The 18139-nt window shown below is 51.5% G+C and carries 14 protein-coding genes; all 14 read right to left on the bottom strand.

Annotation, left to right across the window (positions count from 1 at the left end; translation table 11 throughout):
- Positions 1-334 precede the first annotated feature (334 nt).
- Positions 335-1579 (bottom strand): extracellular solute-binding protein, encoded by a 1245-nt coding sequence (locus HPY71_13490; GenBank protein NPV54506.1) that lies wholly within the window; start codon positions 1577-1579, stop codon positions 335-337.
- Positions 1580-1699: 120 nt separating this feature from the next.
- A complete protein-coding gene (locus HPY71_13485) occupies positions 1700-2452 on the bottom strand; it encodes an amidohydrolase (protein ID NPV54505.1) in 753 nt (250 codons plus the stop codon).
- Positions 2449-3201, bottom strand: coding sequence for an amidohydrolase (locus HPY71_13480; protein ID NPV54504.1), 753 nt, complete (start codon positions 3199-3201; stop codon positions 2449-2451). Before HPY71_13480 ends, HPY71_13485 begins: the two co-directional genes overlap by 4 nt.
- Positions 3202-3261: 60 nt before the next feature.
- Positions 3262-4134, bottom strand: coding sequence for a carbohydrate ABC transporter permease (locus tag HPY71_13475; protein ID NPV54503.1), 873 nt, complete (start codon positions 4132-4134; stop codon positions 3262-3264).
- Between the two features lie 81 nt (positions 4135-4215).
- Positions 4216-5118 (bottom strand): sugar ABC transporter permease, encoded by a 903-nt coding sequence (locus HPY71_13470; GenBank protein NPV54502.1) that lies wholly within the window; start codon positions 5116-5118, stop codon positions 4216-4218.
- 106 nt (positions 5119-5224) lie between these two features.
- Entirely contained in the window at positions 5225-6523 is a 1299-nt protein-coding gene (locus HPY71_13465) for a sugar ABC transporter substrate-binding protein (GenBank protein NPV54501.1), read from the bottom strand.
- 101 nt (positions 6524-6624) lie between these two features.
- Complete coding sequence (locus HPY71_13460) at positions 6625-7926, bottom strand: DegT/DnrJ/EryC1/StrS family aminotransferase (protein NPV54500.1); 1302 nt, start codon at positions 7924-7926, stop codon at positions 6625-6627.
- A 122-nt stretch (positions 7927-8048) separates the two neighbouring features.
- Entirely contained in the window at positions 8049-9065 is a 1017-nt protein-coding gene (locus HPY71_13455; GenBank protein ID NPV54499.1) for a Gfo/Idh/MocA family oxidoreductase, read from the bottom strand.
- Positions 9066-9233: 168 nt separating this feature from the next.
- Positions 9234-10592 (bottom strand): M24 family metallopeptidase, encoded by a 1359-nt coding sequence (locus HPY71_13450; GenBank protein NPV54498.1) that lies wholly within the window; start codon positions 10590-10592, stop codon positions 9234-9236.
- A 76-nt stretch (positions 10593-10668) separates the two neighbouring features.
- Positions 10669-11535, bottom strand: a complete 867-nt coding sequence (locus HPY71_13445) for a PIG-L family deacetylase (GenBank protein ID NPV54497.1) — start codon at positions 11533-11535, stop codon at positions 10669-10671.
- Positions 11536-11711: 176 nt separating this feature from the next.
- Entirely contained in the window at positions 11712-12953 is a 1242-nt protein-coding gene (locus HPY71_13440) for an ROK family protein (GenBank protein ID NPV54496.1), read from the bottom strand.
- Positions 12954-13933: 980 nt separating this feature from the next.
- Positions 13934-15361: a fucose isomerase gene (locus HPY71_13435; protein NPV54495.1), complete on the bottom strand. Its 1428-nt coding sequence runs from the start codon at positions 15359-15361 to the stop codon at positions 13934-13936.
- Positions 15362-15683: 322 nt separating this feature from the next.
- Positions 15684-16943 (bottom strand): methyltransferase, encoded by a 1260-nt coding sequence (locus tag HPY71_13430; protein NPV54494.1) that lies wholly within the window; start codon positions 16941-16943, stop codon positions 15684-15686.
- Positions 16944-17098: 155 nt separating this feature from the next.
- The gene (locus HPY71_13425; protein NPV54493.1) at positions 17099-17980 is read right to left on the bottom strand and encodes a DUF89 family protein; all 882 of its coding nucleotides are present in this window, start codon (positions 17978-17980) and stop codon (positions 17099-17101) included.
- Positions 17981-18139 lie beyond the last annotated feature (159 nt).

Raw genomic sequence — 18139 nt, 5'->3', positions numbered from 1 at the left:
CGTGACGAAAAGCTGGAGTATTGGGTATACGATCACCCCGAATATGAGGAGGGCGCTCGGCAGAAGCCAGATATAGGCCGTCCTGTGCTCATAGACCTCGGCAAATTGCCGTCTCACGGAACCTAACGCAGGCATTGAGGCATTTCCCCTTATAATTTGAATCTAATGAACCCAACAGAGGCATCGGATGCTGGTATACACGCAAGTATTGCATGTATCGTAGACTACCAGGGTGTGGGCGGGCGCGCCCCCACCCCCTTCACTATTGGAGGCGCGCCACCATGTCTACGCCATGACCATTTGATTTTAATATCCTGATTAGTATCTTTGATATCTATTTGATGCTCTTGATCGCCTCGTCAAGCGCGACCTTCAAGGGTTTCTGCCCGAGGATGGCCGCCTGCGCAGCATGTATGGCCGCCATATAAGCATTCGTCCACAGCGGATCGTTAGTCGGTTCAAACCGGGCAATCGGCAGCATGTCTATAAACTGCCCAAGCGTGGGATCCGTCTTCGAGAGCCGCGCCGCGACCTCCTTAGTGCACGGCAACATGCCCTCGGCGTGGCAGAACTTGTAGTAGTTATCCGGCTCGTATATGAAGGTCAGGAATTTCGCCACTGCTTCAGGATGCTTCGTTTGTTTGAATGCCATTATGTTGTCCGCAACGCCCAGAGTTACAGGCGGGTTGCCGGCCTTCACGGGTATCGGCGCGATGCCGTAGTTCAGGTTCGGAGCCTGGTCCTTGAGGAGCGTCGGGAAGAACGAGGCCGTGATCATCATGGAAAGCCGCCCAGCTGCGAAGACCTTCTGGAGGTCATCCCTACTGGTCACCGTGGGCTCAGGGTTCGTTATCTTATACTTGCGCACGAGGTCGACCATGAACTGGAGCGCCTCGACGGCCTTGGGACTGTTGTAGGCCCAGTTGCCCTTCGCATCCTTCCAGTCCGCGCCGCCACCCCAGAGGAAGTATGTTAGGAAGCATTGCCCTTCAAACTCTGTCATCTCGAGTCCAAACGGGGACACGTTGGGGAGCTTCGCGAGCTTCTGGCCCGCGGCCACCAGCTCATCCCACATAGCAGGGGGCTTGGCGATGCCAGCCTTCTTGAAGTGATCCTTATTATAGAAAAGGCCACGGACACTTGCGACCAACGGCAAAACGTAGAGTTTGCCATCCATCTTGCTAGAGTCATAGAACGACTTGATGAATCCATCCCTTACCTTCGCAGGCAGCAGGTCATCAAGTGGGAGGAGCAAATCGTCAGCAGCATAATGCCCCCACCAGTCGATATTGAGGATATCAGGTGCCTGGCGGGTCGCTATAAGCGTATTGACCTTTTGACGGATGTTATCCCAGTTGACTACCTCGAGCTCAACCTTGATATCCGGGTTCTGCTTTTCGAATTCCTTTATTATGCCCTGCCAGTAGGGCTCCGTCGCCTCGCTGTAGAGGGCGGCTACGAACTTGATAGTCGCCTTGGGCGCGGTAAAGCCGGCGTCCTGGAAGACTACCAAGCTCAAAAACATAATAAGGGCAAGTGCTATACCGATTCTATGGCTGTTTTGGTGCATCAACTTCATCTTTACATTACCCCCCTAAAGTCTGATTCAGATGCAATTTAGGATCCAGCATAATTCGCGATATCCCGCGATATCTGCGCCAGCCCAACCTCGGTTTCACCCCCCTCAGCCTGGAGGAGCTCAATATAACCCAACCAGGCTCTTTATATTCTCCCCCAAGACCATGTGAAGTTCGTCGTCAGTCAAGTTTAAGGCCTTAAACTTTGCCAACTCAGGCGCAGGATGCATCAGCGGGTTATCCGATCCAAAGATAAATCTCCTCGCTCCAAGCTTCGCTATAGCAAGGGCTAAAGGTTTACCGAGGCACATACTCGACGTTTCGAGAATTATATTGGGGTGCCTTTCCGCGGCGTGTACGGCATCTAACCAGTAATTTCCCATACCCATATGCCCCAATATTATTTTCGCCTCCGGATACCTATCACAAAGACACGCAACCTGTAGAGGTAAGGTATAAGGAGGGGTGCCCGAATGGAAGATTATAGGCACATTTAGTTTTATCGCTTCCTCGACGATGGGATACATTAACGAATCATCAGCTTTAAATGCCTGTAACCAAGGGTGAAACTTTAATCCCCTTAAGCCAAGCTCCTCCACGCAACGTCGGACTTCCTCTACAGCCTCACCCTTATCCCTGGGGTGAACGCTTCCAAACCCGATTAACCTGTTGTTGTGTTTCCTTACAACAGATGCAACCTTATCATTGCTTTCTTTAGGGTCCATTCTAAAATCCACGGTAAAGATTATCGACTTATCAATACCGCAGGCATCCATATTCTCCAACAAAACATCTATACCGCTTCTAAGGCCTCCAAGACTTTGAGAATAAAGCGGATCCCCCTCCACGAGGTGTGTATGAGCATCGATTATCATGCCATGCCACCACCAATCCTGACCAGCCTCTCTATATTGGCATGAAATAGAGACTCTTTTCCCTCTTTACTTAGCTTTAGTAGAGAAAATCGGCTAAACACCATATAGGGGTTATAGTACGGAAAATCCGTGGCAAAAAGCACACGCTCTATTCCGCACCTGTCGATTATCTCCGCAAGAGCGGTCTCAACAAAGACACACGATGCATCCACATAAAGATTTGACGCCTTCTCGGCCGCCGGTAAAACATCAAACCAAAAGTCAGAATGGATGCTGCCCATTATGATATTGATCTCGGGGAACCTTTCTGCAAGGTCAGCGACCTGTAAGGGCAAGGCGTACGGGGGCGTCCCTGTGTGTACATACAAAGGAACATTTAATTGGGCGATTTTCTCCATAATGGGGTATACAAGCTCATGATTTACAGGAAATCCCTGCAAACTCGGCTCCAGATAGATGCCCTGCAACTTTAAGACTGAGATCGCATACTCTATTTCGTCAACAGCTGAGGCGTACCATGGATTGGTGCAACCGAAACCCGTAAATTTATCCGGGTATAAATTAACTAGTTTACCAATCCTCTCATTGGCGCCCCTTACATCCAATATGATCTCGCTCCCCATGGGGCAGATAATCGAGTGATCTATAGAAAATCGCTCCATAAAGTCAAGAAGCTCTTCAGGGGTCAACGAAAATTCAAGGTGATTTCCAATGTGGCAATGTGCATCAATATATTTCATTTCTTCCACCCATAGCCTGCTGCTACCTACAGGGTACGGCATAGCCTCCTCTCGTAATCAAGATATTTTTCACCCTTTAATTCCTGTCATCGCAATTCCTTTCTCAAAGTAGCTCTGACCAGCTAAATAGAGGATTACCGTCGGAATCATGCTTATGACTGCACTCGCCATGAGAGCAGTCCAATTTGCCGAATATAGCCCCTGGAACAGGCTCAAACCCACTGTCAAAGTCATTTTTTCGAAAGTACGCAGATAGATTAACGGCAGTAACAGATCATTCCAGCGGTAGAGAAATATGAAGACCGCCAAGGTCGTAAGTGCGGGCTTTGAGAGCGGCAAGAATATACGGAAGTAAATTCCCGGGATACTGCACCCATCGATTTTTGCTGCCTCTTCAAGCTCCCCCGGGATATTCATAAAGAATTGCCTGAGAAGGAATGTGCCAAATGCACCTCCAAGGAATGTTGGCACTATAAGGGCGAGATGGTTATCTACCCAACCGATTCGTCTCATTAGCATGAAGACGGGAATCATCGTAACCTGTGGCGGTACCATAAGCGTGATTAATACCAATGTAAATATTACATCTCTGCCAGGGAATCTCAGTCTAGCAAATGCATAAGCTGCTAGAGAACAGGAGAATAACCCCCCTACTACGGCAAGTAGTGAAATCTTAAAGCTGTTATAAAGCAACACTAAAAATGGGATGAGCTGCCACACTTCGGCATAGTTATCGAATCTAAATGGTCGCGGAATCCACTGGGGCGGCAAAAGAAAAATTACCCCCGGGTCCTTGAGAGAGCTAGATATCATCCAGGCGAAAGGTAAAAACATAAGTATGGCAATCGTTATTAGAACTAAATAAGAAATTAATGTCCGGAAGATTGCTCTAGTTTGCTTCCGTTGTCCTACCTTATCTCTATCTCTACCGCAACCCTTCATTTCTCGATCACCATTCCTTAGGTATATCATGAGAACCATGGCCGGGCAGGATCAAGTCAACTGCTCATATCAAGCCTTGGTTCAGCGGTAATGTACCCACCTGTTTTGATATTTAAGCTGGAGCAGGGTTAGGACGAGGATTATAAGTAAAAATGCATAGGAGACTGCCGAGGCGTATCCCATCTTGAACCACTTGAAGCCATTCTCATAGACATAGTAAACAAGGGTCATCGTTGAATGGGCCGGGCCACCCTTTGTCATAATATAAGTCTGGTCAAACACCTGGAATGAGTTTATTAGAGACATGATGATGACGAAAAGGGTTGTTGGAGAAATACAAGGCAGCGTGATATGTCTCAATTTCACCCACCAGTTAGCCCCATCTATCGATGCTGCCTCGTATAATTCCTCTGGTACATCTTGCAACCCCGCTAAAAAGATCACCATGTTATATCCTACGGTTTTCCATAATGTCATTATTATCACGGCAGGCATGGCCCATGCTGTATCTGCCAGCCAATTCGGCGTTAGAAGACCGATGTCACCTAGATAATAATTAATAAGACCACACTGGGAGTTAAAAAGCCATCCCCATAATATTCCCGCCGCGACGGTTGAGACCACAACCGGGAGGAAGAAGACCGTCCTAAATATGGCTATACCTTTCAGCTTTCGATCTATGAGCAAAGCTAGCAGAAGTGATATTACTATTCCTACGGGGACGGTTCCGATCGTGAAATATATCGTATTATAAAAACTCTTCCAAAATAAGTCATCTGTAAGTAGGCTTCTGTAATTAACTAAACCCACCCACTTTGCCGGAGTCATAATATCCCACTTAGTAAAACTGATTGCCAAACCAGCGACAATAGGGCCGAGAGAGAAGAATGCGAGACCTAGTAGAGTGGGAGTAAGAAACACATATGCCCAGAAGATTTCCAGGCGTCTCATATACCTTCCTGCACTACGCCTGTCAGAGGACATTCAATCATCACTTCCCGAACCTTAATACTTATAGTTGATAATATAGGTAGGGGATATGGCGCCCCGACATCCCCCCACGGGTTCACCGGGACGCCATTTTGCGATCCTACCTGGTGGTAGCTAGAATTGCATCAACTTTAGCTGTTGCATCTTTAAGGGCTTGATCAATAGGCTTTTTATTCATAAAGGCCAGGTCAAGCTCACTGGTCATGGCGGAAATCCATTCAAACCATTTAGAGCTAAAGTAGGAGCGATGTATATACGGGAATTGATCCGGAATTACGTTCATATGTTCCGGAGGCAACTCCGAATCCAGGAATTCTTTGGAGCGTGCAATGGATTTCAAAACAGGCGTGCCGGTACCATACTTAGCGAGAATTCTCTGACTCTCCGGCTTGAGGAAGTGCTTTATAAACTCCCATGCTTCTTCCTTATGCTTAGATGAACTCAGGATTGCCAGGCTGTCAGGACCCGCATATACCGCCCGCCGCTTTCCCTTGGGCAGAAACGCTATGTCCCATTTGAAAGCCTTGATGTCACGATACATTCCTATCATCCAGCTTCCATTGATAGACATGGCCGCCTTGCCGGTCTGGAACATATCCTCAAGAACCTCAGCCTGCCCCCCGCTACTAGCTCGAGCAAGAGGTGGGGAAACCTTATGCTTGTAAATCAAATCATGTAGGAACTGCACGGCCTCTCGCGCCGCGGGTTCATCGAGAAGGCATTTGGTGAAATCCTTATTGAGTATCTCACCGTTATTTTGCCAGATAAAGTTCTCCACAAACCCTGTATCAACTAGGAATCCCCACTGATCTACCTTCCCATCTCCATTGGTATCCTTTGTAAGCTTCTTAGCTGCTGCGAGAAGGTCATCCCAACCCCAATCATTGGTTGGATAGTTAACACCTTCTTTATCGAATAGGTTTTTATTATAGTACAGAACTTTACTTACCCAATGAATCGGGATGGAATATAGTTCCCCTTTTTCCTTATCAGGATATCGGTTATCTCCGAATATGTAATAGTCACTGGTTTTTAAATCTCGGTCCACATACGGCTGTAACTTAACGATAGCGCCACGTTTAGCGAAGTCTATGAGATAGGCCACGCTCATCAGCGTCACATCAGGAGCAGTTCCGGCTGCGACGGCCGTCTGTAGCTGCTCCCAGTATTGAGCAAATGGGGCGTATTCAAATTTCACTTTTATATTCGGATGGCTTTTCTCAAAATCAGAGATAATAGCTTGGAAAGGCTCCACCCAGGCGGATACCATCCACGCACCAAATCTAAGGGTTACTTGTTTAGAAGCTGCAGCGGCGTCGATCCCAGATACTGTAAATAATAGTGCTAGGACGAGCACGATTATAGACAACATTTTCGTGCGCAAGATATCTTTTTTCATCTTTAAATGACCCCCTTTTCCGTGATTTATTTTTTACCCCCACATGACCCCGCGCATATCTTTTTTGATCCAATTATCACCCCCAATCGGCCCCATGATCTCTATCGCGCGAGTTCACCCAGGTTTTCCCTTATCTTCAAAATAGCCTCCACTATGTCATCCATATCAGCCTTTGTCCCGAGGAAAAGCCTGTGTTCAAGCCAGATGGCCTCTTCGTAACAAGCCCTCTCCGCGACAGGACATTTATCCTTATACACCCTGTAGTCTATGGTCACGCTGCTATATTTCTCGCACGAGGCGGGACAACTGCCGGAGTGAAATACCTTATTTACCATGAATGGGTTGGCATAGTTGGGGAATGTATACCCTGTAATTGCAGGTATCCCCTCGGCGTTCAGGGCATCGACGAACTTATTGCGGTGGACCCCGTCAAACTCCTCGGAGTCGTATCTCATCATAAACAGGTGATGGCTGTGTTTTGTTATCCGGGGATCATCCTTGCAGTACTTGATCCCGGGGATGCTATCCAGCCTCGACTTCAGGTATTTTACGTTCTCCATCCTCACCCTGTTGAGTTTATCCAGCCTTTCCAGCTGGACGAGCAGGATGGCCGCCTGAAATTCCGTCATGCGGGCATTCCATCCAAGGCGGTGGTGTTCATACCATAGTCCGTCCCTCACCCGTCCGTAATGGTGGAGGGAATAACAAATATCCTCCAACTCCGGATCGTCGGTGAGAATCATACCACCCTCGCCCGCCGCCATGTTCTTTGCCTCCTGGAAGCTAAAGCACCCCATTTGGCCAAAGGTTCCCGCGTACTTTTCGCCGTCGCGCTCCACGCCGTGTGCATGGGAGGCATCCTCTATAACAACCAGGCCATGCTTCTCTGCAATAGCGCAGATCTTATCCATGTCAGCCAGGTTACCACTGAAATGCACCGGCAGTATGGCCTTTGTGCGTTCAGTGATCGCCTCCTCGATTAAATCCGCATTGATGTTATATGTCTCAGGATCGATATCCACATATACAGGGATCGCATTGTTATTTAATATACAGGTCGATGTGGCGATAAAGGTGTAGGGGGTGGTGATCACCTCATCGCCGGGCCCTATGCCTGCCGCCCTCACCGCTATCTCAAGGGCTGAGGAGCCGCTACTGGTAGCTACGGCGTACCTAGCCTTATGGTGCTTTGCGAACTTCTCCTCGAGCTCCTCTACCTTGGATCGCCCTTCAATCTTATCTCTTTTCTCTAACTCTCCTTTACTATAGGCACCCATCCACCATTTGCCACTGAGGGCGACCTCCCTGACTGCTTCGGCTTCTTTCTCATCACACACCGGCCACCTAGGAAATGGTTTAGTTCTTACAGGTGCTCCTCCGTTAATTGCAAGCTTCCCACTCATATAACCTCGCCTTGATCCAAAGCCCATATAAGGCTCGATCCAGGCCTTAACCCCCTCTCCCTGGAATTTTGATGTGTTTTTCATGTTTTATTTGAATCAAACTCAAATAGGCGTGCCTTTCTCTAGCTAATCACAATCGGTCCCCCCGTCTCAATCGATTGATCGGCCGCAAGGGCCACCCGAAGGGCCATAAGCGCATCTTCAGGAGTTACTATCTCCGGAAGCGTATTGTTTCTGACGCAGTCGAGGAAGTACCCTATTTCAGAGAGATAAGCATCAATCTCAGGCACATGAGGGTATTTCACGTCTTCCCCATGCTTGTATATTGCAAGGGCAGATGCGGCGTTCCCCCGGGATTCGATATTCTCTCCCGCCCTGGAGCTATAATCGATACAGCCCCTTTCTCCCAGGATTCTAAAATTCGTTGTAAATGGGAAATTGGAAGGCATCATCCGGCCGCCTTCAAGGGTCGCCACGCCCCCGCCGGCATATGAAACCGTGAGCAGGATGTGGTCGTAGCCGCCAGTCTCTGATTTTAACCCGCGCGCGTAAACCGAAACCGGCTTGCCAAGGAGCCAGTTGGCGTAGTCGATGTCATGTATGAGCAGGTCCACCACTGCACCGCCGCTTTGCCTGGGATCCAATATCCACCCTCCTGCAGACCAACTGGGAGGGGTGCTCAACCTCGTCGCCGATACCTCAATTGCCTTCCCGATCTCGCCGGCATCCAAGAGGCGTTTTGCGGCCGCGTATTCTGGCCAGAATCTCACCACATGGGCAACCATAAACTTTACCCCTGCATCCCTCGCGGCCTGAACCATCCTGTCCGCCCCGTCAACGTCCAGCGCGATTGGCTTCTCACATAATATGTGCTTCCCGGCCCGGGCTGCCTTTGTAACATATTCCTCATGGAGAAACGTGGGTAGACAAATATCCACTATATCGACATCACCCCTGGCTATCAGCTCGGATGCATCTGAATACGCCCTCGCTCCCTCGAATTTTTCGGCCAGAGCTGCGGCTCTCTCCGCATTTACATCAGCGATCCCGGCCACGGCCACATCCTGCAGCCTAGCATAAGCGTCTAAATGCACTCCTGCAATGAATCCCGCTCCAAGCAACCCTACACGAAGAGTCATTTTCTCCCCTCCACATCCCCATTTACCCCATATTTCGTCGACTCGATTTACTTATCTCATCTACTCGATCTATTTAATTGTTCAGTTCACTCAATGAACAACATTAATTTTAATTAAGCCATGATCAGAGGCCATCTCCAAGTAGCTAACTCAGACTGTTGATGGTATTCAGCCCGCGTTTCCCACCAGGTGCTGGACGTTTACTGGAAGCTCGTTCAAGACCCGCACGGTCCTCCCAAATTTGCCGAGCGTCTTCTCGACCACCAGGTAGTCCAACCCCGGTATTATGACATCGTCCCAGCGGTTTCCGATCCCCCGGATCGCGACGTCGAGCATGGTTACGATCTGGTGACCCAGGGGCTCATTAGAGTTGAGCGTGATGGCCCCATAAAACTCCTGGCACTCCGTGTAGCCCGCATTGTGTGTTCCGGTATAGGGCTTCTGCTTGGTTAGGTCGATCTTCCGACCTATTCTCGCCGAAACCTCATCTGCGCGGCTCGCGAAATAGTCCACCAGAGCCTGCTCCTGAAGCCGCGCCGGGAGGTTTTCCTCAGCCACCTTCTTATATGCCTCCAGACCTACCCTGAAGGCTTCCTCAACAAAATCAAACCAGTACCTCTGCTCGGCCGTAACTTGTGACGGGTCGCTGACGGCCACAACTGAGACTCGTTCGCAGGCAGTGAGCCCGTCCCTCTTGGGTGCAACGCCTATATGCACATAATCCCCCTCGTTTATCCTCCGGTTCAACGCCTTGCCAATGAGGGTCCTATTGGCCTCATTTGCTGTCACCATCACATCAAAGCCCAGCTCCTCGGCCCCTAGCTCGCGCGCTATCGCATATCCCCAGGCTGCAACCTGGGTTTCGAGCATCCCCGGCTTCAACACGGCGAGCATACCCCTTACCATCACATCAGCTATCTTGCTCGCGTCCTCGATGAGCTTCATCTCAGCGTCAGATTTCTCATATTTTATCCTGTAGTAGATCTCTTGAGCATCTACCACCTTTTCGGCCGACCCCATATAATCGACAAGGAAGCTATAAATGCTAACGGGAAGGACAGCCCTAGGCGTGAGAAGCCCTATCCTCCGGGGCCTCCCGCTCGCCGCCTCCTCGATGACGTCTTCCACCCGCTCCGCATCGATGGGATAATCCTCATCCGCAAGTTTAAGCATCTCCACCTTGTGGACCCTGGCTCCGGACCGGGGCGTCAGCTGCTCCGCAATGTAACCCCCTTCAAGCCCCGCCATTATGTGGAACCCGTTCTTCCCGATAATCCCCGCCACAGGCTCGATGCTTATGTTCGTATTCCCACCCAGGTAGGGGACATCACCATCGTAGTGCTCATCCGAATAGACTATCGCGGCATCTATGCCAGCCTGCTCCAGAGCCTCGATGACCTTGCGCTGGCGGGCCTCGAACTCAGGCCTCTGTATGCCGAAATTCTTATCTATATCCGGTGCATTCTCCAATACCTTCGCTATAAGATCCGCCTCTCTACACCACTCATCAAGACGTCCGGGAAACATGATCAACACTCCCCTCTGGTGCTTCAGGCTCCGATGTTTTAGACTATCCGAGCAGACTATCTCAACGCAGATTATCTCAATATTTATTATCAATGCTTGATATAAAGGTCCGGTATGGGTCATAGCGCAGGGTTGGCCTCGGGTCGAAATCGATATATAGCTCGATATACCCGTCCCCCGAGTCCCTGCACTGCCGCTCCTTCCTCGCCTCGAGCAGCCCCTTTATTATCCGCTGCTGGGATTCAAACTTGCTCAGGGCCGCAGCCACCTTCGCCTCGGCAGGTGGAGGCGCCTTTATAGCCCTGTTTGCCCGGATGGAGATATCGCCACCAGCGACGAGTGCATCCTCGGGCGAGAAATCCCCCCACACGGCATATTCGAGGAAGGACTTGATCCTTACCGGCTTCCCCCAGTCCACCAGGATCTCGTCCCCCACCTGGGGCCCGTCGAATGCGCCGATGCGACCCACCGACTCGTGGTCGATATGCTCCCGGTAACGGTTTGGTATGACGAGTCTTGTAATCTTAAGATTACGGAGATTCTTAATGATGTTAACAAAGCTTCCTTCCTCGCCCCAGGGCATCATCCATCCTATATTGGGGAGCACGCTGAAATCAGGATAATCGAGCCTGATTACATTCCCCGCCCCCAACCCAAGCTCTGCATACGCAGACTTGGTTTCGCCCTTCCTTCTTGCAACAATCACGCCCCTGTCTTCAGGGGTGCTGTAGCCTGCATTACCATTGCAGAAGATGAAGACGAACGGCTCACCGCCGTTTCCGGCAACAGCTTGAATAAGATAGCCGGCTCCCAGCAAGGCGTCATCGTCGTGGGGAGAGAAGATGGCAACCCTCTCCTTTCCACTATCCCAGTCGGGGAAGATGAGATCGATATTTTCTGACTTCGCTGCTTTGCGAAGATCATAGTAGTTGAACCACATCAAACGTCAACCCCCGTTAGCTCTCCAAATTCATACCTTCCTCCGACGTCTTCGTCATTCACCCTCATTAGCCCACGCCGTCAATGGTCGTTTTCTACCCACGTGACCATGTAGCTGGCCGACCACGTAGCTGGCCATTAACGCATCATGCGTTATCAGACCCGTCGTCGCCTTTATGCCTATCTCTGGGCCACAGGTTTTTGATTTAGACGGCGTTCAAACGCAGCCTTGAATACCGTGATACTCGTCCCGAGAAGCCTCGCGGATTCGCCAAGGCTCGATACTTTCACAATAACTTTCTCGCCTAGAAGCGGCCGGTAATCCTCGACGGCTTTCTTCACTTCCTCGAAAAGCGGCTGGCCCTTCTCAACAATATTACCGCCGAGGAATATCACATCCGGATCCAGGACCCTAGCCAGAATCATCACGCCGGTGGCCAGGTATCCGGCAACCTTTTGAATAGCCTCTCTTGCTACCTCGTCGCCCTGGCGCGCGGCCTGGAGGATAGCCGAGACCCGGATTTTACCCTCCTCATCCCGTTCTGCGGAGGAGAGGAAACTTTCCCTGCCCTCATCCAGCATCGCCTCCACATAGCCTATAAGCGCACGCATAGAGGCCAGGCGCTCCAGACAGCCACGGTTACCGCACTCACATTCCGGACCATTGGGATCTAGAGGGGTGTGACCGATCTCACCGGCTATACCGTGGGCGCCTCTGTATATCCTGTTATCGATCAGTATCCCTGCACCGACGCCAGTTCCCACATTAAGGTATACGAGCCTTCTATAATCCGCTTGCTCACCAAAGTAATACTCTCCCAGGATCGCCGCCTCAGTCTCTACTGTGACAAATACAGGATAGTCGAATGCTTGCGAGAGCACGAGCTTAAGTGGGACATTATGCCAGCCCAGTGGTAATGCGACCAAAACGGTTCCGGTCTCCAGGTCTATCGTTCCCGGTAAAGCAACCCCAATTCCCAAGACTTGATCCTTCGCCGATATTTTGGTCTTTATAAAACTATCAATAGAATGAATCAAATCGAGCACGAGGGTATTCTCGCCCGGCTTGGCTAGAAAACTCGTACTACTAACTATCCTCCCCGCCAGGTCCACTGCTGCGACGGTAATCTCCCTATCACTCATATCAACGCAGATGCTATATTTACCGTCGCCATCGAGACTATATAGTGTCGCCCGTCTCCCGCTCGCGGACTTGCCGGTGCCCCTCTCCTTTATAAATCCCAACCTGGTAAGATCCCTTATTATGTTCGTAGCGCTCACCGTGGTAAGGCCAGTCATTCGCGCGATATCGGGCTTTGAAATCGGCCCGTATCGCCGCACGATATTGACCACTGCAGCTCTATTTTCGCGGTAGACCGACCGTAAGTTCTTCCCTGCAAAGACGCTATCATCTAAGTTCACGAACTTCTCCCTCTCACATACCACAAAGGCCTCGAAGACAAGCTACGCAGGATAAGGATAAAATAATTTTATCGATAATCCTACGAGTTTGGCCTACATCATATTGCGGTTTACAATATGCCGGGCATTATCCCAAATAAGGTTATATGTATGTCATATGTAAGTTCTGCGTCACTTTACTTTACAAAGTGCTTTTATTATCTTCTGATATAGTTATTCTACCTTTAGGCCAAAACTCCTTCCTTTCGAAGAAAAAAATTTCTGGGCAGGGATAAAGCTACAAGAGGTCACCAAGCCGGACTACTGGCGCCATGCCAACCCATTCCCTCCAATCATCCTGGAGCTATCATTAGGAAGGAGGCATTGCACCCGCTCCAGATGGAGAGGGTGGCGTATGCATGGCTAAAATGATTTTAGCCTCCTATGAAATTTATGCTGCCTTATGCTCGCCCCACATCAACTCTGCTCCCCTCCCCGGCCATGGCAGCCCAAAGCCATCTATAACCCATATTCCGTATGTTATGTAATGATAGGTGGTATAGGAAATAAATAATCATAGGATGACAGGTTGTAGCCTTTGAGAGATGGTCACTCGGTGATAGTCTGGGATAGGCGATGGATGATCACGAGGTGATAGGTTGTGGCCCTCAGTGGGTGGTCATGCGGTGACACTTCGGATATGCAGCAAATGATCACGGGATGATAGTCCAGCACCGCCAACACCGGAGGTAGGTAATCGCGGGATGACCACTCAGCATCAGAGCCAGATGCTGGTGCAGTGATGACTCATGACCCTGATCTTATGGCAATATGCCTCTAGCTATTTGATAATCGAGTAGAAGGAATCCGCTATAAGGCCCCTCTAATCCCCCCAATATCCGGCTGGGAATCATTACATACGGAATATGGGCCATAAGAAGATGGGGACCCACCCATGTAGGCCCCCATCTTCTGCCCAGCCCAGGTCATTAGTGAGGTCGTCAGTCTCCATCCCCTTCATGCACATAGACATCCCAGCCGAGATAGTTGTCCATGGCCTCGTAGAGCACGCGGGACGTCTGGGAGAGGTTCACCGCTACATGGTGTTCGAAACCGTTATTGCAGATATACTGGAGGAGGTCCTGCAGGCCCGGGATCTCGATCACGCCGTAGCCGCCGAAGGTTTCAAGGGGATCGTCTGTGAATCTCCCTTCGCCGACATAAGCCGCGATGATTCCATTCTCATCATCCGTTGATACCCGCGCAAACGTGAACGGGCCTGGCTTGATCCGGCCGACGACAGCCCCATACGCATTCTCCTTGCCGACCCCGCCGGCGATGATCTGGTGGTAATCCATATAGGCGTCGCCAAACACGCTCTTGGGAAGGTTGCTGCAGTGAAAGACAACGGCCTTGTCAGGGTCATCGCCGTAGTTATTATTCCAGTCCACAAGAGCGCTCGGCTTTCCTGACGCCTGTTGTAGCGCGTACATACCGATGAGGCCTGGCACGTCAACCTCACATGCGCTCGGCAACAGAGCCTCGCTCATCATGCTCATGACGGCGCACGGGACAACGCCGAAAAACTCCTCAATGGAGGTCCAGCACTGCACTGTGGTGGCCGCAAGCTCATTTTCCTTCATCCACCTGTCAACCACAGCGGCAAACTTGGCCATCTTGATCAGGCCCTCATTTCCAACCCTGCTCGTATCGATATAGGCGCGAAGGGCATCGAGCTTCTCCTTGACGGCCGCGTCCCCGTCCGCAAGGCGCGTCGCCCGGCCGAGGATCTCGGAGAGGTCGATCGGTTCGACGCTTATCCCCGCTGCCTCGAGCAGCTTCTCGCTGTACCTCACGGTGTTGAAGGCCGCGGGCCGCGTCCCGATAGCCCCGATGCGCAGGCCCCTGAGGCTGTTTACAGTGCGGCAAACAGCGGTAAACCATCGCAAGTCCTCCCTGAAGCTCTGCGACGAGGGGGCTACTGTATGCAGCCGGGTCAGGGAGAATGGGATGCCATACTGGTTCAAGTTGTTGCATACCGACATCTTGCCGCAGAAGCTATCTCGCCGGTTCTCGACCGTCATCTTCCCGACCTCATCAGGGAAGGCGTGGACAAGCACGGGGACGCCGAGGCCTGAGAATCTAATCGTATTGGCGACTGCCCGTTCATCCCCGAAGTTCGGGAGGGTGACCAAGATCCCGTCGATCTCCTCCTTGTGGGCCTTGAAGAGGTCCGCGCACTTCCTCGCGTCACTCAGGGACTCCACGCTGCCGAACTTCGTATCCTCGGGCGAGAGGGCTATGGCCTTGATCCCTTCCTCTGCCAGAATACTCAAAATCTCCTTCCGGCCAGAGTCGCAAAGATGACCAGGGAAAAAGCCCCGGTTGCCAACTATGACTCCCAGTGTAATCTGCTTCATTGTGCTCATACCTCCATCGCGTAATTTTACGGCTTTCAAACATATCTCCGATAATCACCGAATAATATAATTTCGCCACTCCGCGGAGAGTTCCTCTTAAATCGCCCATCACCTGGGCGAGCAAACTATTTACCGCTCTGACGGGGGAGACCGGTCAAGTTCTGACCGGGTCGGCCAAGGAAACCGACTAAATTTTGACCCGGTCAGCCAGGGAGACCGGTCGAATTCTGACCAGTTTTGGGAAAGCACGGGTTCAATTCTGACCTGGCACCGGGTCTAATTTTGACCGGGTACCGGTCTTGATTTTAATAGATTCTCATACGTTAGCATGTTATTTGTTATATTCTTCTACAGCCTCGAACATCGCCAGGATATTCTCGACGGGGGTGGGCTGCTGGATGTTATGTATGGCGTTAAATATATACCCTCCGCCCGGGGCGAATATTCTGAGCCTCTCGAGCGCCTGTTCTTTTACCTCATCAGATGTGCCGAACGGCAGGGTCCGCTGCGTATCTATACCCCCGCCCCAGAATACGAGCTTCTTACCGTATTTTTCCTTCAAATATTTGGAGTCCATCCCGGCGGCGGAACACTGGACCGGGTTCAGGATATCCACGCCGGCATCCACCAAATCATCCAGCAGGTTCACCACCGAGCCGCACGTATGGAAAAAGGTCTTCCACGGTGTATGCTTGTGAATCCAGTCATTTAGCTGCTTGTGAAACGGCTTATAGAACTCCCTGTAGAAATCCGGCGATATGAATTCGCTCCTCTGGGTCCCGAAATCAGTCCCGCTCACAAAGATGGCCTCTATCCTGTCGCCCACCGCCTGCCTGTAAAGCTCGAGGTTCTTCAACGCAACCTCGGTCTGCACGGCGAATACGTCCTTTATATACTCCGGGTGAGTTATATGGGCAATATACCATTCCTGCGGGTCCCTTATCCCCTTTGGATGGGCCAGCGAGGGCCCCGGGAGGAGAGCAACATCCCCCAGGCTCGCGCCCCCGAAATTCCCTATTATCCCAAAATCGGTCTCCTCGTAAAGCCTCCGCGACTCCGCATCATAGTAGCTGCATTCCTCATCCGAGAACACCTTGAACTGATCTCCGTAGTCTTTCCTGCCATCCAGCCTGGATTCATCTACAGGCTCCTGCCTCACGATGTTGTCGAAATAGAAGCCACCCTTAGGGAGCTTCCCACTTGGGGGGACGGACGCATCCCCTCCGGGGTGGATGTAGAAATTCCCCTCGCTGTCCTCGCTCAAGACGAACCCCTCGCCCACGAGGACATCGGTCCCATCGAAGAGGCGCCACGGCTTCCAATTCTCATTTCTATAGCCAAACATGGTGGATGGCGACCACAGGCCGACGACATCAGCCCCCAGGGCCTTCAGGACATCATCCTCGACGAAGCCGAGTATCTGGAAAGGCTCATGAACCTTTACGATGCGATCTTCGAGCCCGAGCGCCTTTCGCAGGCGCGCGAGCGCGCTTGCTGATATCCCCGTCACCGCTGTGCTCCCGATATCAACCGCGACCCTGTCCGGCTCCTCATGGTTCAGCGTTTTTTTAACCCTCTCTCGAGAAGTCACGTCCTCTCCCTCCCACTCATGAATTTGAGCCACCCTCAGTCAAACACCACCTGAAGCGCTGAAGCACCGCCTGAGCGCCATGTCGCCAGCATGTCGCCAGATGGAACACAAACCAGATGGAGCGCAAGCATAAGGAAGCCACGCCCGGCTATAGGCTATATTTGACCGCACCTGACGAGCACGACCGATCTCGGCTCCACTCCCAGGCGCTGCGCGACCATGTCACACTTGGCCGTCAACAGGAAGAAGAGATTATCCCGGTCCCTGAGCTCATCCAGGGATTCGAAATTCGCCTGGCCCTTCGATATCACCATATCCGCCTTGTTGAACTCCTCAAGAAAAGCCTCCGAGCAGCGATCGAGCGGTATTCCGAGCCGATCAGCTCCTATCGTTATGACCCTGGCCAGCTCGTCGATCCCCACCATCTTTGCATCATCGACACATGCGTCGTTGGCGATCGGCCCGCCTTTGACAGCGAAAGTCACGTCGATGCCGCGCTCCCTGAACTTTCTCAAGAGAAACTTGTCAAACACGATCTCCCCCGCATTGTCAGCGAGGAAAAGCAGGGTCCCGGACCGGCTGAGCTGCCGGGTGAACTCCTCATAGTGGCTTATGGCAAGCCCCATCCTGAGGACGCTCTCCACCGTCTCCTCCAGGTCTATATCGGCTATGATTCCGAGATCGATGATATTGCCCGCTATGGAGAGGAGGATGGCCGTCATCAACGGGTCACCGGACCTGTCAATCAGGGCCTCGAGGCTCGGCGCCATCTCCAGCGCGAGCCGATTATACCTCTCCTTTTCAGCTGCATACGGGTCAGCGTTCCCGATGAGCTCGCACGCCGTCTTGACCGCTATCGTGGAGACCTCGGCCGGAGTCGTGGCATCCAGCGCAAGCCTCTCCAGCTCCTCCCGCGTCTTCCTGATCACCTCCTGCTTCAGTTCCTCCGTCAAGCCCTCTGAATGATGGTTAACCTGCTCCAGCGCACGGATAGCCTGGTTCACCGAACATTCGATGCAAGGTTCCTTCGCCTTCATGATTTCTATTACAACCCTTCCCGTACCACTCTTTCCATATTCTCACCGCAACCCGGGCCGCATCGGCCGCATCAGCCGCCGCATTTCCCGAGCCTTCTCCCGAAGCCCGAGTAAAGCTCGAGGTCGAAGATGCATCAGATATACATGTATCAGATGATA

It is taken from the genome of Bacillota bacterium, from assembly GCA_013178125.1.
In the GTDB taxonomy this organism is placed as follows: domain Bacteria; phylum Bacillota; class SHA-98; order Ch115; family JABLXJ01; genus JABLXL01.
This window is presented reverse-complemented; position numbering and strand designations above follow the sequence as displayed.